The sequence below is a fragment of the Actinophytocola sp. genome (assembly GCF_035634895.1).
Taxonomy (GTDB): Bacteria; Actinomycetota; Actinomycetes; order Mycobacteriales; family Pseudonocardiaceae; genus Actinophytocola.
Genome location: NZ_DASQCC010000236.1, coordinates 1 through 26,235 on the forward strand (window position 1 = coordinate 1; position 26,235 = coordinate 26,235).

Consider the following 26,235-nt stretch of genomic DNA (forward strand, 5'->3'; position numbering starts at 1 on the left):
CGCACGCCAACGGCCAAACAGGCGGTGCCTCGACAGGCAGCGAGGCCGGTACACACTCCGACGTCGAGCAGACTGGCAGCCAGGGCAGTCAACCGAGCGGGGCAGAGGCAACCGGGCAGCCCGGCCACGCTCCTGTCGGCGAGGCGGGTGGCAGCCAGCACTCGGGCGCGTCACAGTCGCAGAACGTCGCGACCACCGGCGATCCGGGACAGTCCAACTCAGGCGTGGGCCAGACCACGGCTCCGATGGGTTCGGCCCCGACGCACGCGGCCGGCGCCGCCCCCACCCACACGACGTCATCGAGCAACGCCGGCACCCAGGGGGCCGGCACCACCGCCAACCAATCCACCGCCAACCAATCCGCCACCAACCAATCCGGCGCCACCCAGCAGGCCGGCACCAACTCGCAACCCAACGCCGGCCAGACCGGCAACACCGCCAACTCAGGCAACCAGCCTTCCGGCCCCGCCGCTCCCCGACCCGGCACCACCCAGCAGTCCGGCTCCGCTCAGACCGGCAACACGACCAACGCACACAACCCGGCCGGCAAGGCCGCTCCCGGCCCCACCGCTTCGCAGTCGGGCACCAACCAGCAGGGCACCTCCGGCCGGCAACCCGGCGCCAACCCGTCGGCTTCCACACCCGGCGCCGTGGCCGGTTCAGAGACCAGCAGCAACGAGTCCGGTAGCAACCCGTCCAACAGCAACACTCAACCGAGTGGCACGAAACCGGGCGGCAACTCCGTCATGCCCGGTGGTGCGGCCGCAGTATCGGCTGCGGCGGCGGCCACTCGGGCCGCTGCCTCCGCCAGTACCTCGCCAGATGGTGAGCAGGCTCGTCCCACCGCGAAGCCGGCGCATTCGAAGATCGGCGGGCCTCCGTCGGGCAACGGCACGAATGCTGGGCCTGAGGTCTCCGTCAACAAGATCAGGAAGGACATCCAGCGGGCCGAGCATCGTGGGCGAAACGCCGAGGTGGCCGCCAGGAACGCTCTGGACGCGGCGGCGGAGGCCAGGGCAGCGGTACTGAGGTCCCTCGCCGAGGGCACCGAGGCCGCCGCCAGAGCGGCGCTCGCCGCGGTCAAGAAGACGGCGGACAAGGCCGTCATGGCCGAGAACAAGGCCTACGTGGCGGAGGTCGCGGCCGCCAACGCGAAGGAGTCGGCCGAGCGGGCCGCCGGCCAACGCGGGGGCCGAGTGTCCGAAATGGACATCGCCCGGGCGCGGGAGGCGGCCGCGAAGGCGAGGGAGTCCGCCGAGAAGGCGTTGGACGCGGCCATCGAGGCGTGGCAGGCGGCCACCCCCGACGGCAAACCGCCGCCGGCCAGGGGTGATCACCCGGTGGGCGGGGACCCCGGCCGGCAGCCCGATGATCCGGCGATCCCCGTCCAGCCGGAGGTGCACACGCTGGGCACCTACGGCGCCGACCGGCTGACCGTGGTGGACGGCGTGATCACGGAGATCGACAAGCAGCCCGTCGCGAAGGTGTTGCGGGCGTTGGCCCGACAACGCGCGGAGCTGTACTTCCGGGCGAAACTCGCGATGAACCCGACCGGCCGGGCCACCGGTGACGTGGTCGCGGTGGTGCTGAACGTCCGGACCGGCCAGGTCTTCGAGTCGACGAACGGGCAGACCAGAACCGAGATCACCCCCGGCGAGCACGTCCACGAGAAGCTGCGGGCCCGCGAGGCGCAACTACGCCGACCGGACCACTATCCACAGTGGAACGATGACGGCACGCCGGCACCGGGACCTCGACAGGACCTGCCGGGCCTGCCCAACGAGCCGCTGTACCGGCACGCGGAGGTCCGTGCCGCCAACGAACACCTGCACGCCCACGATGACGCCGAGCTGGCCGACCTGCTGGCGGACGTCTGGTTCACCCAGGCCGACGGGCCCGTGCTTGCCCCGTTCTGCGCGAACTGCTCCGGCGTCCTGGAGGACGTCGGAAGCGTCTCGGGTCGCCGCGTGTACACAGAGGACGGTGGCGCCCCACGGATCGACACCCTCCCACCCGCACTCCCCGGCGACCCGCCGACGAGTCCCCCGAACCCCGCCGCCACACCGGTCAACCCCCGAACCCCGCCCGCCACTCCCACAAACCCCGCCAATGCCACACCGCCGACCGCCACCAACCAGGCCACCACCAACCCGACGGCCACCAACCAGCACGCCACCAACCCGAACGCCACCAACCAGCACGCCACCAACCCGAACGCCGCCAACCACACCGCTGCCAACCCGACGCACTCCGCCGCACCCACGAACCCGTCCGTCACCGGCGGCACACGCACTTCCACCACCCCAACAACGCCGCGAACCGGGACCACGAACCCCAGCCCAGCGAACAACAACACCACCCCGACCATCCCCACAACGCCCCGTGCCTCGACGCCGTCCGGCCGCACCGCCACCGCGGTCACGAACCCCAACCTGACGGCGCCCACCACACGCACCCCCAACACCGGCCCCGCGAACCCCCCGGCTCCCGGGCCGAACACGTCCACGCCCGGGCCGCGGCAGCGGGTCCACAGTGTCCGGTCGGTTCCGGGGTCCGCGTTCGCGGTCAGGGAGAACGCCGGGCCCAACCACATCGAGGTGGCCACGTGGGCGCACCGGGCCATGGACGTCATCGCGGAGGACGCTGGAGTCCGGGCTGTCCGCCAGATTTCCTGGTCGACGTTCGAGGTCACCCGCATGGACGGCTCGACGTTCGTGGCCCTCGTCGTCAGTGCCGAGACCAACGGCGGGAACCTCGCCGAGATCCGGGTCGCCGACCCCGACGGGCGGGTCGAGATCCGCGTCTCCTCCCGGCTCGACCCCGGCAACGTCGAGCGGACCGTCGCCGACGCCGTCGCCCAGGCCAGTGCCGTGCTCAACGGCGTGCACACCACCACCGACGTCCTCGACGCCAACACGACCCCCGCCGCCGGCGCCGAGCTCTCCGCCGCCGACCGGGGGCGGCAGGCCGAGGTCCGCAACCTCGACCGGGCCGCGCGGCGGACTCCCCGCTACCGGCTCGTTCGGCGGCGGCGCATCGCCAACGAGATGCGCGCGCTCGTCGACCACCTCGGGCTGCATCCCGATGATCCCGGTGCGCCGCGGCGCCGTGCGCTCTCCGATGTCGGGCACATCGTCGATCGGCACGTCAAACCCGGGGACAGACACACCTCGACGCCACCCGGTCCCGCACCGCCGCCTCCGCCCACCGTCACCGGTACGCCGGGGCCCCGCGGCCGGGTCGACAGTGTTCGTGCTCTCCCGCACTCCCGGTTCGCCGCCGATCCGCAGGCGCGGGCCAGGTGGGCGGAGGTTCAGGACCGTGCCCGGCAGGCCGTGCGCCGGGTCGCCGGGGACGCCGGGATCGCCGGCGTGACCCAGCGGCTCGGGCGACCGTTCGAGATCACCCGTACGGACGGGTCGCGCTTCACCGCCACCGTGCACACCTACGAGACCAGCGACGGCAGTCCCGCCGAGCTCCGGTTGAACGCCGCCGCCAACCATGTCGACATCCGGGTCTCTCCGCGGGTCCGGCTCGACATCGTCGAGCGGACCATCGCCAACGCCGTCGCGCAGGCCAGTGCCGCCCTCGCCGGCGCACAGACGAACACCAACCTGCTCGACGGCGCCACGCACCCGGGTAACGCCACCGAGCTGTCCGCCGAGGACCACGGGCGCCAGGCCGAGGTTCGGCATCTCGACCGCACCAGGCAGGAGACCGCGCGGCTTCGTGTCGTCCGCCGGCGGCGCATCGCCGCCGAGATGAAGGCGCTCGTCGAGCATCTCGGCCTGCATCCGGATGATCAGCTCGCCGGCGAGCGGCGGGCCCTGTCCGACGTCAACGACACCGTCGACCAGCACGTCAGGGCCGGTGGGCGGCGGCCGGCCTGGGTTCTGCCGCCCGACGGTTATCCCCGGTGGAGCGCCTTCCTCGTCAACCTGACGGCCGACGTGGTGCCGGGGTTCGCCGCGGGCGCCGCCATCGCCTGGCTCGCCGATGCACCGATCGTCGGCGCGGCCACCGCGGCGGCCACCGCGGCCGCCGGGGTGTCCGGCACGTTCGTCAGGCACTGGTACGACCGGCTCAACAAGACCAACACGGACACCGGGCACGGCGACGCGATCAAGATCCGCGCGCACGAACAGGCCCTTGCGCGCAAGAGACTTCTCGATCCGTTGCTCGCCAGGATGCGTGGGGTTCCGGCCGACCGGCTCCCCCGGGTCGACGAGCCCGCGCCGCGGCTCGACAACCCGCCGACACACCTGCCCTACTGGCAGCGGTTCATCGGCCGCGGTCTGCCCGCGATCCTCGGTGCCGGCGCGGCGACCACGCTCGTGCCGGCCGGGTTGCCCGGTTGGGTCGTGCTCGCACACTGGGGTGTCGCCGGGGTCACCGCCGGGCTCGGGCCCATCGTGGAGAAGTACTTCCGCACCAGCCTCATCGCGCGGGAATGGGCGTTGCTCGACAACGTCGGACGGCAGCAGGACGCGACCGCCGCCGCGTTCGACCGGTTGTTCGTCGCGCAGCTCAACGCGCTCTACGACCGGATCGAGAACCTGACCGGGGCCAGCCCGACCGGCACCGTCACCACCTCCGACAACGTGCCGGAGCATCCGGTCGGCAGCACGACCCCGTTGCACTACGGCGCGGAGCAGGCGGCCGGCAACCTCACCAACCTCGCGCGTGCCGCCGCCGACGCGGCCAAGGCGTTCTTCGCGGACCACGCGGCCGACGTCGCCGCCAACGCCCTGAAGACCGGTGGGTTGCGGGTGGCGGTCGGCACGCTCGTCAACGCGTTCCTCGACCGGAACTTCGTGACCAACGAGTACAAGGAGATCGTCTCCCAGGTCCACCACGACTTCGGCAACAAGATGGCCGAGCAGGTCGCGCTGGAACAGCGGATCCTCACCGAGATGCTGGCTGACCTCACCGCGCGGGTCGACCTCGCCGAGGCGGCCGTGCACCGGGTCGACGCCACGCTCGCCAGCCGGGTCGCGGACCTGCTGGCCGACGCCCCGCCCGCGCCCGTGCCCGCCGACCCGGCGGACCGGCCGCGCGGCTACCAGCGGTTCCGGGCCTTCCTGAAGCTGCACGTCGAACAGGTCGTCGTGATGGAGACCGCGGCGGCCGGCGCGGTCGTCGCGTTCAACCAGGACCCGGTGGTGCTGGGCATCCTCGGTGCGGTGGCGGCGGGGGTCCTGGCCACCTTCCCGGCGCGGTACCTGTTCCGGCAGCGCGGGCAGTGGGCCGTGGACGAGACGATCCACGCCGACCGGGCCAAGGAGCGGCCCGTCGAACGGGCACAGGCCGCGGCGGCCCGGAAGTTCGCCGTCGAGCAGGTGGCACCGGTGATCGACGCGGCCGTCGCCGGCCGGCCCGCACCGCACAGCGCGCCGCCCAAACCCGAGCTGTCCAGGGACATCGACGCACGCATCCGGTACGAGCGGGCGCTGCTCGCCCACGAGCCGAGGCCGTGGTCGACGACCAACGCCCGGCTGGTCGCGCTGGACCGGCTGACGCGGATCGCCGGACGGGTGCGGGCGTTCGACGCGCACGCGCGGGCAACCGGCGACACCCGGGCGCTGGACCACGCCCGCGAGGAGCTGCGGAAGGTCTGGGACGCCTACCAGAAGCTGAAGAACGACGGCACTCCCATGCCGCCGGACTACGAGATCCTGAAGCCGGAAGGCATGCGCGGCGGCCGGCCGGGCACGCGACCGGCCGAGGACCTCCGGTCCTACCTGGACGACAGCATGGTCACACCGGCCGGCCGCGCGTTCTACCCGCCGGGCGAGGTGCCGGACACCGCGCACGCGCTGCCGAGGGAGCACGGCCGGTACACCCTCGACCTGCACGGCGGCCCGGACTTCGTCCGCATCGGCGCGGACCGGCTGACCGCCGACGACCTCGCGGCACTCGTCGAGGCCGACCCCAACTGGCACGGCGAGCCGATCCGGCTGCTCGCCTGCGAGACCGGGCAGAAGGCCGACGGGTTCGCCCAGCGGCTCGCCGACCGGCTCGGCGTCACGGTGCACGCGCCGACGGAGATGGTGGGCATCGACCCCGACGGCAACGTGTACGTCGCCTCGTTGACGGTGAACGAGGCAGGCATGCGGGTCCCCGGGCCGCCGGGCCGGATGCGAGCGTTCGAGCCCACGGTCCGGCCCGACCCGTTGCCGACCGTGCACCACGCCATGTACTGGCCGGACCGTCCCGAGGTGAGGATCGGCGACGTGCTGGCCGTGCCGCCCGCCGAGCGGCTCGGCGAGCTGACGCGGATGCTGGACGGCCCGACCGTCTACACGGGCGCCGAGCGGCTGTGGCCGGACGAGCTGGCGGACGCCGTTACGGCACGCGGCGACTGGCGGGGCGGTCCCACGCGCCTGCAGGTCCGCGACGGGCACGTCGACCCGGAGTTCGTGCAGCGGCTGGCCGACCTGCTCGGTCAGCCGGTCGTCGTCCCGGCGAAGGCGGTGTCCGGCGAGTTCCCGACGCTGTCGTCGGGCACGATCGAGGTGTACAACGAGCCGGCGTCGGCGGGGGTGCCGCCGGGCTGCCGGGTCTACGAGCCGAGGAGCGTCTCGGTGGGGAAGGGATCGCCGTGAGGGTCGCCAGGCTGTTCGACGGGCGGGACGCGCGTGGCGAGTGGACGTTCGCACCGGACCGGGCACGGGTCGACGACCCGGCGGAGCGGGCCCGCATCGCCGGCTTTCTTCGCGGTGGCAAGGTGATCCTGCACGTGCCGGGGTCCGATGTGGACCTTCTCGAGCCGGCGAACGGCAAGGTGGTGCCGGTGTCGACGCACACCGACGGCACCTGGATCTGGGGCGCCGGGCTGCGGTACTACGTGGAGGTGCACGGGATCGCGCCGGAACCGGACCTGCTCGCGCACATCGCCGCGCACGAGTACGTCGCGCCCCGGCCAGGGGAGCCGGCCTGGCGGGCCGCGCTCGACCAGCTGCGGCGCTAGAAGAGGCCCCGCACGCTCAGCGCCGCTCTCAGGCGGGCGGGCCACGGCCGGCGGGACAGGCCACGGCGCACCTCCCGGACGGCCGACCATGCCTCGTCGACCGTCGTCGGGGCCGGGCCGGTGCGGGACCACAGTGCCACGTCGACCGTTCTGGCCAGGCTGTGCAGGCCCGTCACCACCGAACGGTCGACGTGTCGAGTGGCCGCGCCGGCCAGGTCGCGCACGGTCATGCCTGCCGTGTAAGGGATTCCGTGGGCACGCAAGCGGTCCCGTGCCTCCGCCCACGCACCGACCACGGCTCGCGCGCCCGGCCGGCGGCGCCTGAGCCGGCCGCGGCCGAACCGGGCCAGCGGCACGCCGAGCACCCAGATGACAACCAGCGCGGCGAATCCGGTCAGTACCTCCGCGACCGGCAGGGCGAACCCGTCGCCGCCGCCGGCGTTCTCGTCGGCCGCGGCGTCCGTTCGCAGCTCCGGGTCACGCAGCTTCTCCGGCGGCGGCAGGTTCTCGCGGGCCTGGGCGGTCACCTCGGCCAGCCCCTTGGGCCTCACCCCGGAACCACTCGGGGTGCCGGCCGGGTCGAGCGGCACCCAGCCGACGCCTTCGACCGCGACCTCCGGCCACGCCAGGACGTCGCCGCTGTGCACGACGACGTCGTCGCCCGCGCCACTCGCCCGGTAGCCGACGGCGATGCGGGCCGGCAGGCCGATCTTGCGGGCCAGCACGACGTAGGCCGCCGCGAACTGCTCGGTGGTGCCGCGTCTCGTGTCGAGCAGGAACGTCCGCAGCTGGGGCCAGCCGCTGCCGCTCGGCAGGTCGGCGCCGGTCGCGAGGGTGTAGTGCTCCCGCAGGTAACGCTCCAACACCAGCGCCGTCTGGAACGCCGGCCTGGTGTCCTGCACGGCTTTTCCTGCCAGCTCGGCGATTCCGTCGGGCATGTGGCCGAGGTCGCCGAAGCCGGTGCGCGCGGTCGGGTCGATGCCGGCGCCGCCGAGGACGTCGGCGCGGACGGTCGGCTCCCACCAGGACAGGTCGTAGCTCACCGGGCCGTGGCCCGGGGCGAGCAGCGTGCCGGAGATCTCGTCGACCAGCGGCGCGAGGCCGGACACCGACGCCGGCATCGCCTGGCTGGGCAGCCACGGGCCCGCGGCGTCGGCGTACTCGATGTGTGCGGAGTGTTCGGTGGTCGGGACGGTCACGGCCGGCGCGCTCGGCAGCGCGGTGCCGAAACGGCGGGGCCGCACGCTGGGCGTCCAGGTGACGCCGTCGAACTGGTCGAGCACGACGAGCCGCCAGCGGTCGACCGGGGCGTCGGTGGAGTAGGTGAGCACCGCGTCCTCGGGGGCCAGCAGGTGCTCGGTCAGCTCGTCGAGCGGGCTCGCGACGCGCTCGGGTGGGAGGGGAGCGAACTGCTTGTCCCGCAAGGAGTACGCGGACCGGCCGGTCGGATCGACGGCCACGCCGAGCAGTGCGCCGCCGACGCTCAGCACGAGGGTCGGCACGACGAGCAGGAGCGCGAGCCGCCGCCTCGGCCGGGCGACCCGCTCCTCGTCGGCGCTCGATGAGAGGAGCACCGCCGCCACGGCCGCGAAGCCGAACGCGGCGAGCATCGCGGTGAGACCGGTGAGCGCGACGTACGCCTGGCTGAGCGCGAGGACGGCGAGGCCGGGGAGCAGTGCGACGAGCGGCCTGCGCAGTCGGGCGAGCAACTCCACGGCGAGGGCGGTGGCGGCGAGCGCGGCGAGGGGGACGAAGAGCAGCAGCTCGGGGTCGGCGCGCGCGGGCCAGGTGGACTGGAGGGTGAGCTGCCAGGAGTCGGTGAGACCGGCGGCGAGTGCGCTGACCGTGCCCGCGGTGGGGAGGCCGGTCGCGGTGGTGGGGAACAGGAGCGCCTCGACGATCGCGAGGAGGCCGACCAGGAGCGTGAGGAGGGCGCGCCACGGGACGAGCGCGGGCCAGTGCCGGCATGCTTCCGCGACGGCGAACCCGCTGACGACGATCAGAGCGAGCGGGAGGAGGAGCGGCGCGATCCCGAAGACGGGCGAGAAGAGGAGCGCGGGCCCGGCGGAGGCGAGCAGAGCGGCGACGAGCGCGGCACGGGAGATCATCGGGCGGCCTCCCCGCCGCGGAGTCTGATGCCGCGCGGGGCATTCTCGCGGCACGCGGACCACGCCACGAGCACCCTCGCCACATCGGGCGCCCCGAAGGACCCCTTCACGACGCTGGTTATCGCGAGGGACATCGCCGCGCCGGGCACCCCGAAAGGCACCCTCACGACGCCGGGTATCACAAGTGGCACCCTCCCGATGCCCGGCGCGGGCAGGGCATCGCCGTGGGCCGGGGGGATGCGGACCGGGGTCATGAGGTCACCGCCACGTTCCAGCGGCGGGTGCCGCCGCGGGCGTTGGGGGCCCTGATCACCCGCACGCCCGGCACGCTGATCTCCACGCCCGTCCGGGCACCGCCGGCCAGGGTGATCACCATCAACGACGCGTAGTGCGAGCGCAGGGCGGCCACCGTCGTCAGGTCCTCGTGGTACGCGCTTGCCAGTACCACCACCAGCGAACCGCCGCGGTCGGCCGTTCTCGTCAGCGGGACCGGGACCAGCGGGGCGGCGCCCGCCGACAGCCGCAGCTCGCTCAGCTCGTCCAGCACCTGGCGCACCGCCGTCTGTCCGCCGCGTAGCTTCAGGTCGGTGCCGGCCGCGACCAGACGGCACCGGTAGCCCGCCACCGCTGCCGCGTTCATCAGCGACGCGGTCAGCTCCACCGCCTCCTCGAACACCGGCGGTGGCAACAGGTCCGCGCGGGTGTCCAGCAGCGCGGTGAACCGAGGCTGGTTCGGGTCGACGTAGTCGCGGACCATCAGGCGGCCGGTTCTCGCCGTCGCCTTCCAGTGGAGGTGGCGGACCTCGTCGCCGGGGACGTACTCGCGGACGTCACGCAGGTCCAGGGAGCCCTGCGGGGAGTCGTCGCTGGTGCGGCCCTCGTGGTGGTGGCGCGGGTGGCCGGCGACCAGCGCGTGGACCGGGTAGGTCCTCGGGTGCACCCACATGATCGTCGTGTCGCCGGTGGTCAGGCGGCTCCTGCCCAGACCGAGGGGGTCGACGCGTTCCAGGGTCAGCGGGCCAACCTGGATGCGGCCGCGGCGGGAGGTCGGCAGCTCGTAGTGGTAGATCGCGTCCGCGCCGGGTGCCAGGGGGCGGACCGCCACGGCGTGGAAACCGCCGTCGACGCGGTCGCCCGCGGTGAAACCGCCGTGGCGGCGGGGGCTGTCGTTGTGCACACGTAATCGCGCGAACGCGGGTCTGCCCCGCTGGACGCGGTCGGGATAGACCTCACGGGTCACCACCACGCGTGGCCTGCGCGCTGTGACCACGAGTGCCGCGGCGACCGCGCCGACGCCCGCGCCGCCCAGTGCCCGCAGCACGGGGAAGCCGACCCACGCGCCACAGACGTACGCGGCCACCGCCGCCACCAGTACCGCCCAGCCACGGCGGGTGAGCCGGGGCATTACGCGACGGACGAGCCGACCGCGGGTGCCGGGATCGCGGCCAGCACCTCGTCGACGACGTCGCTTGTGGCGCGCTGGTTCAGCTCCGCGTCGGAGGTGAGGATCAGGCGGTGTTCCAGCACCGGCTTCGCCACCTCCTTGATGTCGTCCGGGGTGACGAAGTCACGACCATAGGTCGCCGCGACGGCCTGGGCGGCGCGCACCAGCGCGATGCTGCCGCGTGGGCTCGCGCCGTACCGGAGCGCGACGTGCGTGCGGGTCGCGGCCGTGAGCCGGGCCGCGTACTCGACGACGGCCGGGTCGATGTGCGCGGCCCGCACGTCCTCGACGGCCTGCCGCAGCGTGTCCAGGTCGACCACCGGCGACAGCTCGTCCGGGCCGACGCCAGCGCAGTCGCTCATGATCACCAGGACCTCGGCCTCGAGGTTCGGGTAGCCGACCGACAGCCGCATCAGGAACCGGTCCAGCTGGGCCTCGGGCAGCCGGTAGGTGCCCTCCATCTCGATCGGGTTCTGCGTCGCCATCACGAGGAATGGCCTCGGCACCTCGTGCCGGACGGAGTCGACCGTGACCGTGCGCTCGGACATCACCTCCAGCAGCGCCGACTGCGTCTTCGGCGTGCCGCGGTTGATCTCGTCGGCCAGCACGATGTTGGCGAAGATGCCACCCGGCCGGAACTCGAACGTCTCGGTGCCCTGCCGGTAGATCTGCACCCCGGTGACGTCGCCGGGCAGCAGGTCCGGGGTGAACTGGATGCGGCTGTAGCTGCCGCCGATGCTGCGCGCGAGGCAGCGGGCCAGGGTCGTCTTGCCGAGACCCGGCACGTCCTCGATCAGCAGGTGTCCCTCGGCGAGCAGGCCGGCGACCGCGAGCCGGACCACCTGTGGCTTCCCCCGGATCACGCCCTGCACGTTCGCCGCGATCAGCTCGTACACCTGACCGGCGGTGGGGTGACTCACCCGGCCTCCCAGACAAGATCGTTCGAACGGGTGTCCACGCCGTCGGGATCGGTGACGACGATCCACACGTTGTGGCCGACACCGTAGTAGGCGAACTGGTCCTCCACCAGGTGCCCGTTAGCGTCGGTCCGGTAGTCGCCGCCCGTGTTGCTGTAGCTGGGGTCGTCCGAGAACGGCTGCAGGTGATAGGTCGTGTTGGGGCGCATGTTGTTCAGCACGACGTGCATCCACGCGCAGGAGTCGTGACCCGCGCACCACTCCTGGGTGGCCGGACCGCGGGACAGGGTCACCGTGCCGCCGCTGACCGCCTTGGTCGTCGTGGCGACCTGGCCGACGAGCTGCTGCCCGTCCGGGGTGGTGGTGACGGTCCGGACGGTGAACGTCAGCGTGGCGGTCGTCGAGGGGTCGATGTCGAACCCGGCGGCGGGCCCGGTGACCGTGACGTCCGGCGCGCCGGACATGGTCGCGACGTAGTGGGTGAACGTGCCGGTGCCCATGTCGGCGGGGGCGTCCCAGTCGAAGAGCGCGCGGTTGCCGTTGAGCAGGACCTGCAGCCCGGTCGCCGCACCCGCCGGCCGGGCCGGCGCGGCCGGGGTGACCGGGTTGGCCGCGGCGCCCGGCCCGGTGCCGACGCCGTTGACCGCGGCGACGGTGAAGACGTAGGTGGTGCCGTTGGCGAGGCCGTCGACCACCGAGGTGCGGGCGGCGGCCGAGACGGTGGTCTGGCCGCCGGGCCAGGTGATCCGGTAGCCGGTGACGGCGGACCGGTTGTCCGGGGCGGGTCCCCAGGTGACGGTCGCGGTCGCGTTGCCGGCGGTGGCGTTGACACCGGTCGGCGCGCCCGGCGGGCTCGGCGGCACGGCCGGCGGCTCGTCCTGTTTCTCCGGCCCGTGTTGCTGGGGCTGTTCGGGCTGTTCCGGCCGCTCGGTCCTCGGCGGGTTGGTGGTGCCGGGTTCGGGGGTGTCGCCGGGCTTGGGGGTGATCCGGGCGTCCGGGTCGTGGCTACCCACCGGTGCCTTGCCCGTGCCGGTCCCGTCCTCGATGGGCACGTCGGTGAGCTCACCGTCGGTGTCGACGACCACGACGTGTTCGCCCTCGGCGCCGTCGACGTAGATGCGGTCGTCCTCGCCACGGGTGAGCCGCGGGTCGCCCTGCTCGGCGGGGATCTCCCTGGTCTGCTTGGGTTCGCCCGCGCGGTCGTAGGTGGTCAGCGTGTTGGTGGTGCGGTTGACGACGGCGACGACGTTGCCGGTCGAGACCGGCCCGGCGTACTCACCCGCACCGAGGTCGATGGTGACGGGCGCGGCCCGGTCGATGCCGGCGGTGCCGAGTCCGGCGTCGACAAGATGCATGCGCCGGCCGTCGAGGATGGCGAGCCGCCCGCCGACGTCCGTGCTGGCGAGGCTGGCGTCGTCGTGCGCGTCGATGCCGAGGTCACGCGGCTCGCCGAGGCCGTCGGGCTCGACGACCTGCACGGTGTCCCTGGTGGTGTCGACGAAGACGAGGCGGTCGCTGACGGTGGAGAGTGCGCCGGCGTGGCCCTTGGGGAGCGGGACCGGGCAGGAGACCTGCTTGGCGCCCTTGGCAAGTTGGCAGAGGTGGCCGGCCTTGGTGCGGGGCAGCCAGAGCGTGCCGTCCCGGGTGGCGACCGGAATGCCGACCGGACCGCCGAGGCTGAGGACCGTGTGGTGGTCCCCGAGCCGCACGACCTTGCCCGCGGCGCGGTAGACGAGGTAGGGACCGCCCGCGGTCTCGACACCGACCGGCTGTTCCCTGACGGGTGGGGTGGTCGACTCCTCGACGGAGAGACTCGACCTGCCGAACTCGGTGATCCGCGAGTCGCCGACGACGTAACCGCTGGTGTCGCCCTGGAACACCTGGTCACCCGGTCCGCCGGGAACGCGGGCCTGGGCGTCGACGTCACCGGTGGACCCGTCGACGTGGAAGGCGGACTGCAGGGCGGAGTTGTAGATCCAGTGACCGGGCAGGAGGAACTGAACGGCCGAGACGGGGTTCGCGGCCCCGGTCACCGCCGCGACAACCCCGGCCACACAGGCGATGACGACCGCCACCACGGGCAGACGGCTCCGCACGGACCTGGCGAGTGCCGCCTTGTCAGTCATGGCCACACCGTAAAAGTAGTCGGTTGGCATCGTCCAACGCCGGTCGATGGCAACTTCAGGACACCTACGTTGACCAACTCGTTGTCACGTCAAGGGACTGGGGTCACGGCACGACGGGCAACGCGAGCTCGAAGATCGCGCCGGCGTCGTCCGCGTTGTAGACGGAAAGGGTGCCGCCGTGGGCCCAGGCCACCCAGCGGACGATGGACAGGCCCAGGCCCGACGAGCCGCTCCCCGTGCGGAACCGGTCGAACGCCTCGTCGGCGAAGTCGCCGTCCACGCCCGGGCCGTGGTCGGCCACCGTCACCCTGCCGTTCGCCACGGTGATGTGGACTATCGCCGGCTGGTTGGGTTGGCGTCCGTACCGCAACGCGTTGTCCAGTAGGTTGCCGATCGCCCGCTGGAGCAGCGTCGGGTCGACCATCACCTTGCACGGGGCCGCGGTCAGCGTCACCGACGCGCCGTCCGCTGGGGTCTCCTCGACCACCCCCGCCACCAGCTGGTCCAGCCACACCGGCTGTACCGCCAACCGTTCCACCCCCGCCGCCAGGCGGGCACGCACCAGCAGACCGTCGATGATGCTCCCCATCCGGGAGGCCAGCCGGACCGTTCTCGGCAGCAGGTCGCCGCGTTGGGTCGGGTTGCGCAGCGCCGTTTCGGCCAGTGCGCGCAACGCGGCCACCGGCGTGCGCAGGTCGTGTGCGGTCTCGGCCAGCAACACCTCCTGCTGCTCCAGGGCCGCCACCGCCGGGCGGATCGCGCGAGCCGAGAGCAGATGGCCCGCCAGCGCGAGGCTGCCGATGAGCACCGCCGCGCCGACGACCACCCACAGCACCAGCCGGTTGTGTTCCTGCAGCATCGGTTCCGCGTCGCTCACCGCCACCACCGCGCCCAGGTACCCAGACCGGCCCCGGAACGGCTCCGCCCGCACCCGCACCATCCGGTCGTCCGTGCCGTGCAGGTAGCCGTACAGCTCGTGCCCGGACCGCGCCGCGTCCGCCGCGAGGCCGCGCAGCACCGCACTGTCCATCGGCACGCACCGGCGTTGCGAGTACAGCTCCTTGAACGAACCCGACCCACCCGGCAGCACCGCGAACTGCGGGCACTGCTGGTTGATCTCGTCCTGACCCACCAACGCCGTGACGATCGCGTCGCCGTCGCTGCCGATCAGCCTCGCCACCGTCGACGTCACCCGGGACAGCCGCAGGTCCAGCTCCTTCTCGCCGCTGTCCCGGTCCGCCTGGATCACCAGCCAGGCGAAAACGACCAGCCCCACGGCGTTCATCGCCGTGAACATCACGGTCAGCACCCAGCGCAGGCGACGCAGCCGGTCGGCGGACGAACCCTTCACGGGACGGGACCGTATGCCCCGAGGCGGTAGCCGCGCCCGCGGATCGTGTGAATCAGCTCCGGGCTACCCAGCTTGCGCCGCAGGCGTTTGACCACCACGTCGACCACGTTCGACATCGGGTCGGCGGCCGCGTCCCAACAGTGTTCGATGAGGTCGGTCCGCGAGACCACCTGGTCCGGGCGGATCGCCAGGTACTCCAGGACCGCGAACTCCTTGTCCGACAACGTGAGCAGCACGCCGCCCCGCCGCACCGCCCGCCGCGCGCAGTCGACCTCCAGGTCCGCGTGCCGCAGCACCGACGGACGGCCGTCGCCGCGCCGGCACAGGGTGCGCACCCGCGCGGCCATCTCCGCCACCGAGAACGGCTTGACCAGATAGTCGTCGCCGCCCGCCGCGAAACCCGCCACCCGGTCGGCGATCGAGTCGCGGGCGGTCAGGAACAGGACCGGGACGCACCAGCCGGCCCGCCGCCGGCGCTGGACGTAGTCGAGCGCGTCGCCGTCGGGGAGCATGCGGTCGAAGACCACGCAGTCGACGGACACCTGCCGCAGCAGGGCGTCGGCGGTCGACAGGTCGGGTGCCTGCGAGACCTCGACGCCGGCCGCGCTCAGCTCGACGGACACCGAGATCCGCAGGTCCTCGTCGTCCTCAACCACCAACACGCGCATGTCATCGAAACCTAATGTGCCGTGGCCGATCGTGATTCCACCAACACGACCGTAGCCATCCACACGCGGCCCGGAACGGCACTGGCCGGAACAGGACGCCAGGAGGAGGTGACCGGTGGACACACCGAACGCGGCCGCACTCGCGCGCCAGCAGGCCACGGCCCGGTCCGCCAGCAGTCCGACCGCCGCGCCGACCAGAGCGGCGCCGCCGCTGCGCGTCGCGGCGGGTGCGGCCCAGGCCGCGGCCCGGCCACTGCCCCGGCGGCTGCCCGAGGTCGACGTCCACACCCGGCCGCTGCTGCTCACGCCACCGGTGCGGCCGGCGAGGACCACGCCGGCCGCACCGGTCACCACCGCCCCGCCCCGCCGGCCGTGGTCACGGCGGCTTCGGGAGTACACCGGGAGACTGTCGGCGGTCCAGGTGCTCTGCTGGCAGGTCGCGGCCATCGGCGTCCTGCTGACCGTGCGCCGGCCGTGGCCCGTGCTCGCCGTCGCGGCCACCGCCGCGACGGCGCTCCTCGCACTGACGAGCGTGCGGGCCGGCGGCCGCTGGCTGTACGAGCTGACCGTGCTCGCCGCCGCCTTCCGCATCCGGCAGCGGCGCACGGAGCTGCCCACGAATGGCGGTACCCCGGCCGCGACCCTCGCGCTCATCGAGTTGCTCCTGCCCGGTTCGACCATCCGGACGGTCGAGACCAGCCAGGGCCCCGCCATGGCGATCAGCCACCGGGGTGGCCTGACCGCGCAGCTGAGGCCACCCACGCTCACCCCGGAGCTGCTGGGCGTCCTCCCCATGCCCGCCGCCCTCCTGCCGACCGCCACCGACCACGTCGTCGGCGTGCAGCTCGTGCTCCACACCGGCATCCGGCCCGACATGCCGCGCCGCCTATGGGTCGCGGTGCACGCCGCCCGCACCGTCGACACCCCGGCCGACGCCGAGCTGACCCTGGCTCTGCGCAACGCACTCCGTCGCGTGCGGCGGGCGCTCGACCGCGCCGGGGTGCCCGCGCAGCCGCTCGCCGAGGAGCCGGCACTGTCCGCGATCGCCGGCCTGGCACACATCACCGGCGGGCGGACGGACGTGCGTGAGGACTGGCGATACTGGCGCACCGGGCCGGTCAGCCAGGCCACGTACCGGCTCACCGGCTGGGACCGGCTCACCGGCACGCAGGCCCGCGGGCTGGTCGACGGCATGCTGGCCGGCGTCCCGGGCGTCGCGTCGACCATCACGCTCACCGCACGCACCGAAGGTCGCGGCGACCCGCGCGGAGGCGCCGCCCTCCGTCTCGCCGCCACCACGGAGGCCGCCGTCGAGACCGCGGCCGGCCACCTGTCCAACCGCCTGGCGCCGGCGGGCATCCGCCTCACCCGGCTCGACGGCACACAGCGCAGCGGTGTCGCCGCGACGCTGCCGATCGGAGTGTCATGACCGTGCTCGCGGAAAACCCTGTGCTGCAAGGACATGCGACCCGGCTTCCGTCGAGCGCGGGGGTCGAGGCGTTGCTGGCGGCCGCGAACCGGGAGGTGCTCGTGATGAGCACGCTGGCCGTGGCGGCGCGGGACCCCATCGGCGGGGTGCGGCGCATCGACCACGAGAACCTGCGGCGCGGCGTCCGGTACCGGGTGATCGTGCCGGACACCGCACGCACCGCCCCCGTCCTCGCGACCCGGCTCGGCACGCTGGCACTGTCCGGTGCGGACACCCGCACGGTCCCGGACGTGCCGACCGACGCGTTGGTGATCGACGGTTCGGTCGTCGTGCTGCCGGTCGACCGCACGGCAGGCGGCCCGGCGCTCAGCACCGCCGTGTTCCGGTTGTCCAGTGTGGTCACCACGACCATGGAGCTGTTCGAGCGCGTGTGGCTGACCGCGGTGCCGATGAGCCCCAACGAGCTGCCCGACGCGGCCGAGCTTTCCGCACGCGAGAAGGAACTGCTGGCACTGCTGTCCTCGGGCAGCACCGACGAGTCCGCCGCGGCGCGGCTCGGCGTCTCCGTCCGGACCGTGCGGCGGATGGTCGCCGACATCATGAACCGGCTCGGCGCGCGCAGCCGTTTCCAGGCCGGGGCCAAGGCCGCCGACCGAGGCTGGCTGATCGAGCGGGCGGGGTGGTCATGACCACGGCCACCTCGCGGACCCTGCTGGTGGCGCCCGGCCGGCAAGGCGCCTACCCGACCATCGGCGACGCCCTCGGCAACGCGCCGGACGGTGGGGTCGTCGCCGTCGCCGCCGGCACCTACCTGGAGACGTTCGAACTGGCGGGCCGCCGGCTCACTATCCGCGCGCACGAGGGCGGCGAGGTGATCCTCGACGGCACCGGCGGCGACTGGCCGGTGCTCGATGCCCGCGGCGGCGCACTGACACTGCACGGCCTCACCCTCAGGGCCGGCGCGGCCGCCGTGCGGGCCGAGGACGTCGAGCTGACACTCGAACGCTGCACGCTCTCCGCCACGCGGGGCCCCGGCCTCGCGGTACGGGGCTGCCGGCGGTTCACCGTCAACCGGTGCACGGTGGACGGCGCCGAGCAGGGCATCGTCGTGGAGAGCTCGTCCGGGCGCATCGAGGAGACGAACGTGCGGAACGTGACGGGGGACGGCGTCGTGATCGGGCTCGGCGCGGACCCGGAGCTACGCAACTGCACGGTCGCCGACTGCGGCCAGCGCGGCATCTACGTCTACCAGTACGCGCGGCCGGTCATCGAGACCTGCGACGTGGCGCGGACCGGGCACGAGGGGGTCGCGGTCGCCCAGCAGAGCCGGCCCGAGGTGCGCAGGTGCAAGGTCCACGACGTCGGCGGCGTCGGCATCTCGTTCGCCGCCGGCTGCGCCGGCACCATCGACGAGTGCCATGTGGACAACGCCGCGCCGCCCGGCATCCTCGTCGCCGCGGGCGCCACGCCGACCGTGACCGAGCCGGCCAGGCGGGCGGTGTCCAGCGGGGACGCCGGCGTCGACGACCTGCTCGCCGACCTCGACGCCATGGTCGGGCTCCCGGGCGTGAAGTCCGAGGTGCACGCGGTCGTCGACGAGATCCAGGTCAACGAGTGGCGCAGGCGCGCGGGCCTGTCCGTCGGCACGGTGAGCCACCACCTGATCTTCGCGGGCGCACCGGGCACCGGTAAGACCACGGTGGCCCGCACGTACGGCAGGCTGCTCAAGTCCCTCGGCGTGCTGTCGAAGGGGCAGTTCCGCGAGGTGTCCCGGCGCGACCTCGTCGGCCAGTACATCGGCCACACCGCGGAGAAGACGTCCGTGGTGTTCGAGGAGTCGCTCGGCGGCGTGCTGTTCATCGACGAGGCGTACACGCTGTCCCGCCAGTCCGGCACCGGCGGCGACTTCGGCCAGGAGGCCATCGACACGATGGTGAAGCTGATGGAGGACCACCGCGACGAGGTGGCGGTGATCGTCGCCGGATACACCGACGAGATGCGGAGCTTCCTCGACGTCAACCCCGGCCTCGCGTCCCGGTTCTCCAAGACGATCGAGTTCGAGAACTACTCGGCCGACGACCTCGTGCAGATCATCGCCCGCATGGTGACCGGCGGCGACTACCAGCTGGACGAGAACGCGACGCCGCTGCTGTGGGAGTACTTCGACCGCATCGCGAAGGACCCGAACTTCGGCAACGCCCGCGACGCCCGGCGGCTGTTCGAGGGCATGCGGAAGGTCCAGTCGCAACGCCTCCGGCTGCTCGGCCGGATGCCCGAGCTGACCGAGCTGCGCACGCTCACGGCCGAGGATGTCCTGGCGGTCACGAACCAGGGCCACCTGGGCCAACGGTTGGCGCGGGAGAACCGGGAGGTGACCCGCAACAACTAGTACCTTCTGCCCCGTGCGGGTACTGGTGGTCGAGGACGACGAGAACCTCCGTGTCGCGATCGCCGGCTCGCTGCGTGGCGCGGGGTTCGCCGTCGACGCGGTGGGTGACCTGCCCGGCGCGGACGAGGCGCTGTCGGTGAACTCCTACGACTGCGCGGTGTTCGACCGGATGCTGCCGTCCGGGGACGCGCTCCGCTACGTCCAGGCCCGCCGGCCCGCGGTGCCCGTGCTGTTCCTGACCGCCCGCGACGCCGTGGCCGACCGCATCGCGGGGCTCGACGCCGGCGACGACTACCTCGTGAAGCCCTTCGCCGTCGAGGAGCTGGCGGCCCGCGTGCGGCGGCTGTGCCGGCGCGGCAGGGGCAGTGCCGGTGGCCCGCCGGTGCTGCGCTGCGGCGACCTGGAGGTGGACAGCGGGCGGCACGAGGTGCGGCGCGCGGGGGTACTGCTCACGTTGACGGTCAAGGAGTTCGACGTGCTCAGGGAGCTGGTGGCCCGGCAGAGCCAGCCGGTGGGGCGGACGGAGCTGATCGGCGAGGTATGGGACCCGCTGGTCGATCCCGCGTCGAACGTCCTGGATGTCGTGATCACGCAGTTGCGCAGAAAACTTCGGAACCCTCCGATGATCCACACCGTACGTGGATACGGATACCGCATCGAACCCGCGTGACGACGGCTAGCCTTGGTCGCACACTGAGATTCCCTCGGGGGGAATGACATGCGTCGTGTACTGCTCGCCGTCCTCGGCCTGTTGCTGCTGGCCGGGTGCAGCTCGAAGGTCGCCGGCCGGCCGGTCGCCGCCGCGTCCCCCGACCAGGACCTCAAGCTCGTCCGGACGTACTTCAAGGACCTGAACGAGGCCGCCGACGAGGGCCCGGACGAGCAGCGGGAGTTCCTCCTGCACAGCCAGCACCCGGACTTCGCCGACGACCTGTGTGATCTCGGCGACCTCACGCTGACAATCGACCCGGCCCTGTCGACCCTGCGGGCGGACCCGGACTGGGTGCCGCCAGGCGCGGGCCGCAACGCCACACACCCGCGCGGCAAGGTCTACGTCCTCGGTGTGTCGGTCGCGATCCGGCAGGACGGAGCGTTGCTCGGTCAGCAGATCGGGTCGGAGCGAGTGGTCATCCTGGACGGGAAGGTGTACGGGTTCGCGCCCTGCCCGACCGGCGAGTGACGGAACGTGATATTCACGCGCCCCCGTACACCGGTAGAGGGAAATCCGAACCAGCTCGCCCCAACGTCTCAAGCCGGCCATCCCCCGCGACGACAAGTCGTACGTAGGGAGGTGAGCTCGATGGCCGTACTTGATCAAGGCGTCGCCGGTTGGCGTGGTGACCACCACATCGGCGAGCCGACGGTGCCGATCCAGCACCTGACCCGCCGTCAGGTCGAGCTGGAGGAGGCCAGCCTCGTCGAGCTGCACCAGTCCATCGCCTCACTGCTGGCGTCGCGCGGCGAGTGGCGGCAGGCGTACGAGCACCTGCGGCACGCGTTGGACCTGGCGACGGCGGAGAAGACCCCGCACGTGCCCGAGCAGTTCCGTCAGGAGGTCGCGCGCCTGCGGCGTGAGCACGCGGAGGCCCGCGAGCAGAGCATCCGCGACTCGCTGACCGCGAGCTACAACCGCCGCTACCTGGACCAACGCCTGCTCCAGTCCGGGCACGGCGAGTTCGCCGTCGCCCTCGTCGACCTCGACTGGTTCAAGCGCGTCAACGACACGTTCGGACACCTCGTCGGCGACCGGGTGCTCCAGAAGGTGGTCGAGCTGCTGCTGGTGGGGTTGCCGGAGAACGCGTTCTGCGCGCGGTACGGCGGCGAGGAGTTCGTACTCATGCTGCCGGGCCTTGAGCCCATGGCGGCGTGGGCAGTGGCCGAGGCGGCGAGGGTGCGGGTCGAGCAGTTCCCGTGGACCACGGTCGTCCGCGGCCTGCAGGTGACCGTCAGCATCGGCGTGGCACACGCCTCCAGCACCGGCGGGCTCACGAGCCCTGAGCAGCGGCTTCGCCTCGCTGACGCGTTGCTGTACACGGCCAAGCAGTCGGGCCGGAACTCCGTCGCCTACCGTGTGGGCGGGCAGGTCCGCCTGTCCGGCACCGCGGCGCAACGAGGCCATCGGGGTTAGTTCGCGGTCACCCCTGACCGCCCCTTGCGTCGGTTCGATAACATTTGAGGCTACGGTGGGCGCTACCCCGATCGGCCTAGGCGGTTGGGACCACTTGCCCACCGGTAGTCAGCAAATTTGGCTTGGCAGTCGTCTTGGGTGCCATCCGTACGTACTATCTGGGCCGACGAGCACACACCGGGTTTGCAACCAACCCAGGGTGTGCAACGTCTTGGTAACGGAACCGCCACGGTGGTGGCCCTACTGACGAGAGGAGTCCGGGTGCCCGACGACGAACGCCTCGACGGCACCCGCGACCCCCACGAGTACGGCAGACGCCACCGGCGCGAGGAGGCGCCCCCGCCACCGGAGCCCCAGCAGCCCAGGCGGCGCCGCAGGTCGGTCGAGTCCGGCGGCGTGAGCGTCGCGGACCTGGTCCAGCGGCACACGGGCTCCCGGCCGGATCTCACCCCGGTGAACCCCGAGCAGCTGCGGCAGAACGGCGTGGCGACGCCCGGCCGCCGGGCCAGGCAGGACGAGCCGCAGGGCAGACCGGCCCCGGCGCCCCGCCCGATCGCGTCACCACTCGACGGGGGTGCCGGGTTCCCGCCCGACCGGACCTCCCCACCACGTCCCCCCCAGCCGCAGGAGAACTTCCCCCGCGACGAGGCCGCCGTCAGGCGCCCCGGCGGCAACTCCTCCTTCTTCACCATCCCGAGCGACGCGGTCCGCGACTCGTTCTCCTCGGAGCCCGGCGAGCCGCCGCCGGACGACAACGGCTTCCCGACGGACTTCCCGGTCGACGACGGCCCGTCCTACCGCCCACGCAACGTCGGCGAGGGGTCCGGCCCACGCAACGGCCTTCCCCCGGACGCCGGCGCGCCGCGGCGCAAGAGCGCCCGCCGGCCCCGCCCGGCCGCCGGCCCCGCGACGACCTTCGACGGGTTCGGCTCCGACGCACCCAACGGCTTCCCACCCGAGCCCGAGGCAGGCCGCCACAACGGCATGCGCCGGGCAGGCGAGGCGTCGGCCCACTACCCCGTGCCAGGCGCCGACCCGCGCCGGGCGGGTGAGACGTCCGGGCCCCGCCGCCGCGGGATGCAGGAGGCCTTCGGCCCCGAGTCACGCCGCAACGCCGCCCGCCGCGCGGGCGAGGCGTCGGCCCACTATCCCGTCCCGGGCACGGACGCCGCCCCGGGCTTCCCACCGGACCCGGAGCCGTCCCGCCGCAACGGCAGGCGCCGGGCCGGCGAGGCGTCGGCGCCACGCATGATGCCGGGCACGGACGCGCCCAACGGCTTCCCGCCCGACCCCGAGGCACCCCGCCACAACGGCATGCACCGCGCGGGTGAGGCCCAGCACGAGGCCTCGAACGGCTTCCCGCCCGACCCGGAGGCACCGCGCCGCAACGGCGGCCGCCGCGTGGGTGAGGCGTCCGCGCCCCGCATCATCCCGGCCCCCGACGCACCCAACGGCTTCCCGCCGGACGGGTTCGGCCCGGACCCCGAGGCGTCCCGCCGCAACGGCGGCCGCCGCGGGGAGGCACCCGCCCACCACGGCATCCCGGGCACCGACGCGCCGAACGGCTTCGACGGGTTCGCGACCGACCCGGAACGCTCCCGCCGCAACGGCGCCCGGCGGGCCGGCGACCCCGCAGGCCACCGCGGCCTCCCCGAGCCACCCAACGGGTTCCCGCCGGACGACGCCCGCAACGGCATGCGCCGGGCCGGCGAGGCGTCCAGTCACCTCCCGATCCCGGGTGGTGACGTGCAGAACGGCTTCCCGCCGGACGGTGCGGCCCCGCGGCGCAAGGGTGGCCGGCGGGCCGACGGCTTCCCCCAGGACGGTTTCGAGGCCGAGCCGCCGCGCGGCCGCCGGGGCGAGAGCTCCGGTCCCTTCCCGGGCCCGAGCTTCCCGCCGGACCCCGAGGCGCCCCGGCCGAGCCCTCGCCGCGTGGGCGAGGCCTCCACACACTTCGGCGCCCCCGGCCGTGAGGCACCCCTCAACGGCCGGCCGGGTGACGGCGGCTTCCCGCCGGAGCCAGGTCAGTCGTCCGGCCCCAGGGACGCGCTGGGCAGGCCGGAAGGCGCCGCGCGCCGCCGTGCCGCCCGGGCGGCGACCATGCAGTCCGGGCTGGACCAGCGGTCCGGCCCGTTCCCCGCCGACTCGCCGCCCCAACCGGGTCAGGGCTCCGGGCTGTTCCCCGTCGACGACTTCCGCCGGCCGGTTGACGAGCCGTCCGAGCCGCGGAGCGCCTCCGTCACCGACGCCCCCGACCCACGGCCACGCCGCGCGGCCGGAGTGCCGCCGGTACCGCCGCCTCCGCCGCCGATGGGCGACGACGACCTCGTCACGATGACCACCGAGATGGAGGCCATCGACGGCGGCAACGAGGAGCTCCAGAAGCGGCGCACCATCGACCACACCCTCGCCCGCTTCTCCGCGGTCCACGACGAGATCAAGGCCGAGGAGCGTGAGAAGAAGGCCAAGCGCCGCAAGCTCCGCCCCTGGGAGCGCGACGACGAGATGGACCGTCTCGACGAGCTCGAGGCGCAGCAGTCCATGGCCGTCGCGATCCCCAACCTCGAGCCCAAGGAAGAAGAGGACGAGCAGCAGGCGAAGAAGAAGCGCCGCTGGCGCAAGGGCAAGAACGCCGGCAAGGCGTTCTCGGTCTTCGTCGCCGGGCTGATCTTCCTGTCGACAGCCGTGGCCTGGGGCTTCAAGTCCTACATCGAGAACAGCTCGCAGCAGGTCGACGCGCTCGACCCGGACTCGGACTCCATCAAGGACGCCGCCGCGCAGCTCGGGGACGAGAACTTCTTACTGGTCGGGTCCGACACCAGAGCCGGCGCGACCGCCGAGGACGGGGTCGGATCCGAGGACTCGGTCCAAGGCGCCAGGTCGGACACCGTGATGATCGCCCACGTACCAAAAAATCGAGAACGCGTGGTGGTCGTCTCTTTTCCCCGTGACCTCGAGGTAAGCCGGCCGGCCTGCGAGGGATGGGATCCAAAGACCGGAAACTACACAGGCCAGCAGCACCCCGAGGAGAATCGGGTCAAGCTCAACACCGCCTACATGGTGGGCGGCCCGAAGTGTGTGACCAAGCTGGTGCAGAACATCTCGGGGCTCGCCATCAACCACTTCGTCGGCATCGACTTCCACGGCTTCAAGGACATGGTCGACGCCGTGCAGGGCGTCGAGGTGTGCGTCGAGCGGCCGATGAAGGACAAGGAGCTGGGCTTGGTCGTGCCCGAGGCCGGGAAGAACGTGAAGCTCACCGGTGACCAGGCGCTGAACTTCGTGCGTGCCCGCAAGGTCGAGGGCGACCCGACCGCCGACTACGGCCGCATCATCCGCCAGCAGCGGTTCCTGTCCTCGTTGCTGCGCAAGGCGATGTCGTCCGAGGTGCTGCTGAACCCCAGCAAGCTCACGAACTTCGTGAAGGCGTTCGCGAAGGCCACGTTCGGCGACAACATCGGCGTCGACCAGCTGTTCACCCTCGGTGAGTCGATGCAGGGCGTCGGCGCGGGCCGGGTCACGTTCATCACCCTCCCGACCACCGGCTACGAGAACGAGCGCCACAACGAGGACCTGCGGACCGACGACGCCGACGCGCTGTTCGAAGCGGTTCGACAGGACGTCCCGCTGCCCGGCGAGGCGCCGAAGAAGGACGACGCGCCGGCGAAGAACAAGAAGCAGAGCCAGACGCAGGTGCAGTCCGGCCTGATGCAGCAGAAGCAGCAACAGCCGCAGGGCGGCGGCCCCGTCGATCCGAGCACCGTCAAGATCCAGGTGCTCAACGGCGGCAACGGAACCGACGGCATCGCCGGCGACACCGGCGACGACCTGGCCGAGTTCGGCTTCCAGGTCGTGCGGGTCGGCGCGACGGACCCGACGGACCGGACGGTCATCCGGTACAGCAAGTCCCGTGCCGCCCAGGCGCAGACGCTCAAGGCGGCCGTGCCCGGCGCGACGCTCGTCGAGGACCCGTCCGCGGGCGGCGCGATCCTGCTCGTGCTCGGCCCCGACTTCGACGGCAAGGTCCAGTCGCCGACCACGGGCGGATCGCCCGTCGACGTGCCGGAGAACCTGTCGACGGTCAACGCCAGCGACGTCTCGTGTGCGTAGGGTGGGCCCGGCACCGATTCGTGGCGGTGGGTTCACCTGGGATTCATCCGAGGATGCGGTTGCGGTGCGTACGCGGCCGTAGGCTGTCGCCATGCGTGAGGCCTACCAAGTCGAACTCGGGGAGCTAGCCGAAGAGCTGGCCAACATGTGTGCCATGTCGGCGACCGCCATGGAGCTCGCCACCAGGTCGTTGCTGGACGCCGACCTCGGTCTTGCCGAACAGGTCATCGGCGACGACGCGAAGATCGACGACGCCCGTTCGTCGTGCGAGGAACACGCGTACGCGCTCCTGGCGCTGCAGGCCCCGGTCGCGACGGACCTCCGCACGGTCCTCGCCGCCATCCACGCGGCGGAGAGCCTGGAACGCATGGGCGACCTCGCGCTGCACGTGGCCAAGGCCGCGCGCCGCCGCCACCCGAACCCGGTCCTTCCCGAGCAGGTGCGGCCGTACTTCAGCGAGATGGGCCGCGTCGCCGTCGAGCTGGCGCACGAGGCCGAGAACGTCATCCGCAACCAGGACGTCGAGAAGGCCCGCTCCCTCGAGGAGGCCGACGACGAGATGGACGACCTGCACCGCCATCTGTTCTCGGTGGTC

The 26,235-nt window shown here is 72.8% G+C and carries 16 protein-coding genes; 10 read left to right on the forward strand and 6 right to left on the reverse strand.

Annotation, left to right across the window (positions count from 1 at the left end; translation table 11 throughout):
* The first annotated feature begins 245 nt into the window (after window positions 1–245).
* Together VET29_RS36470 and VET29_RS36475 are read left to right on the forward strand one after the other, a co-directional pair.
* A complete protein-coding gene (locus tag VET29_RS36470; RefSeq protein WP_324929457.1) occupies window positions 246–6,605 on the forward strand; it encodes a hypothetical protein in 6,360 nt (2,119 codons plus the stop codon).
* Window positions 6,602–6,970, forward strand: a complete 369-nt coding sequence (locus tag VET29_RS36475; RefSeq protein ID WP_324929459.1) for a hypothetical protein — start codon at window positions 6,602–6,604, stop codon at window positions 6,968–6,970. Before VET29_RS36470 ends, VET29_RS36475 begins: the two co-directional genes overlap by 4 nt.
* On the opposite strand, the gene VET29_RS36480 is transcribed toward VET29_RS36475, so the two are convergent.
* From VET29_RS36480 to VET29_RS36505, 6 genes are all read right to left on the reverse strand, one after another.
* Window positions 6,967–9,078 (reverse strand): transglutaminase-like domain-containing protein, encoded by a 2,112-nt coding sequence (locus VET29_RS36480; RefSeq protein ID WP_324929461.1) that lies wholly within the window; start codon window positions 9,076–9,078, stop codon window positions 6,967–6,969. The two genes, VET29_RS36475 and VET29_RS36480, sit on opposite strands and share 4 nt — an antisense overlap.
* Before the next feature lie 250 nt (window positions 9,079–9,328).
* Window positions 9,329–10,483, reverse strand: a complete 1,155-nt coding sequence (locus tag VET29_RS36485) for a DUF58 domain-containing protein (RefSeq protein WP_324929463.1) — start codon at window positions 10,481–10,483, stop codon at window positions 9,329–9,331.
* Complete coding sequence (locus VET29_RS36490; protein ID WP_324929465.1) at window positions 10,483–11,442, reverse strand: MoxR family ATPase; 960 nt, start codon at window positions 11,440–11,442, stop codon at window positions 10,483–10,485. Before VET29_RS36490 ends, VET29_RS36485 begins: the two co-directional genes overlap by 1 nt.
* Entirely contained in the window at window positions 11,439–13,565 is a 2,127-nt protein-coding gene (locus VET29_RS36495) for a fibronectin type III domain-containing protein (RefSeq protein ID WP_324929467.1), read from the reverse strand. Before VET29_RS36495 ends, VET29_RS36490 begins: the two co-directional genes overlap by 4 nt.
* A gap of 103 nt (window positions 13,566–13,668) precedes the next feature.
* The gene (locus tag VET29_RS36500) at window positions 13,669–14,916 is read right to left on the reverse strand and encodes a HAMP domain-containing sensor histidine kinase (RefSeq protein WP_324929469.1); all 1,248 of its coding nucleotides are present in this window, start codon (window positions 14,914–14,916) and stop codon (window positions 13,669–13,671) included.
* Window positions 14,913–15,584 carry a response regulator transcription factor gene (locus tag VET29_RS36505; protein WP_324929471.1) on the reverse strand — a complete coding sequence of 224 codons (672 nt, stop codon included), beginning with the start codon at window positions 15,582–15,584 and terminating at the stop codon, window positions 14,913–14,915. Before VET29_RS36505 ends, VET29_RS36500 begins: the two co-directional genes overlap by 4 nt.
* A gap of 115 nt (window positions 15,585–15,699) precedes the next feature.
* Here VET29_RS36505 and VET29_RS36510 point away from each other — a divergent pair, with 115 nt between their 5' ends.
* The 8 genes from VET29_RS36510 to phoU form a co-directional block, all read left to right on the forward strand.
* On the forward strand, window positions 15,700–17,013 hold the full coding sequence (locus VET29_RS36510; protein ID WP_324929473.1) for a type VII secretion protein EccE: 1,314 nt from the start codon (window positions 15,700–15,702) through the stop codon (window positions 17,011–17,013).
* Entirely contained in the window at window positions 17,010–17,702 is a 693-nt protein-coding gene (locus tag VET29_RS36515; protein WP_324929475.1) for a helix-turn-helix transcriptional regulator, read from the forward strand. Before VET29_RS36510 ends, VET29_RS36515 begins: the two co-directional genes overlap by 4 nt.
* Window positions 17,699–19,402, forward strand: coding sequence for a right-handed parallel beta-helix repeat-containing protein (locus tag VET29_RS36520; protein ID WP_324929477.1), 1,704 nt, complete (start codon window positions 17,699–17,701; stop codon window positions 19,400–19,402). Before VET29_RS36515 ends, VET29_RS36520 begins: the two co-directional genes overlap by 4 nt.
* A gap of 13 nt (window positions 19,403–19,415) precedes the next feature.
* Window positions 19,416–20,072, forward strand: coding sequence for a response regulator transcription factor (locus VET29_RS36525; RefSeq protein WP_324929479.1), 657 nt, complete (start codon window positions 19,416–19,418; stop codon window positions 20,070–20,072).
* 48 nt (window positions 20,073–20,120) lie between these two features.
* Complete coding sequence (locus tag VET29_RS36530) at window positions 20,121–20,582, forward strand: hypothetical protein (protein WP_324929481.1); 462 nt, start codon at window positions 20,121–20,123, stop codon at window positions 20,580–20,582.
* 120 nt (window positions 20,583–20,702) lie between these two features.
* Window positions 20,703–21,530: a GGDEF domain-containing protein gene (locus tag VET29_RS36535; protein WP_414636704.1), complete on the forward strand. Its 828-nt coding sequence runs from the start codon at window positions 20,703–20,705 to the stop codon at window positions 21,528–21,530.
* 261 nt (window positions 21,531–21,791) lie between these two features.
* A complete protein-coding gene (locus VET29_RS36540) occupies window positions 21,792–25,640 on the forward strand; it encodes an LCP family protein (RefSeq protein ID WP_324929485.1) in 3,849 nt (1,282 codons plus the stop codon).
* Between the two features lie 91 nt (window positions 25,641–25,731).
* The coding region (phoU, locus tag VET29_RS36545; protein ID WP_324929488.1) for a phosphate signaling complex protein PhoU at window positions 25,732–26,235 on the forward strand (504 nt) is incomplete at its 3' end.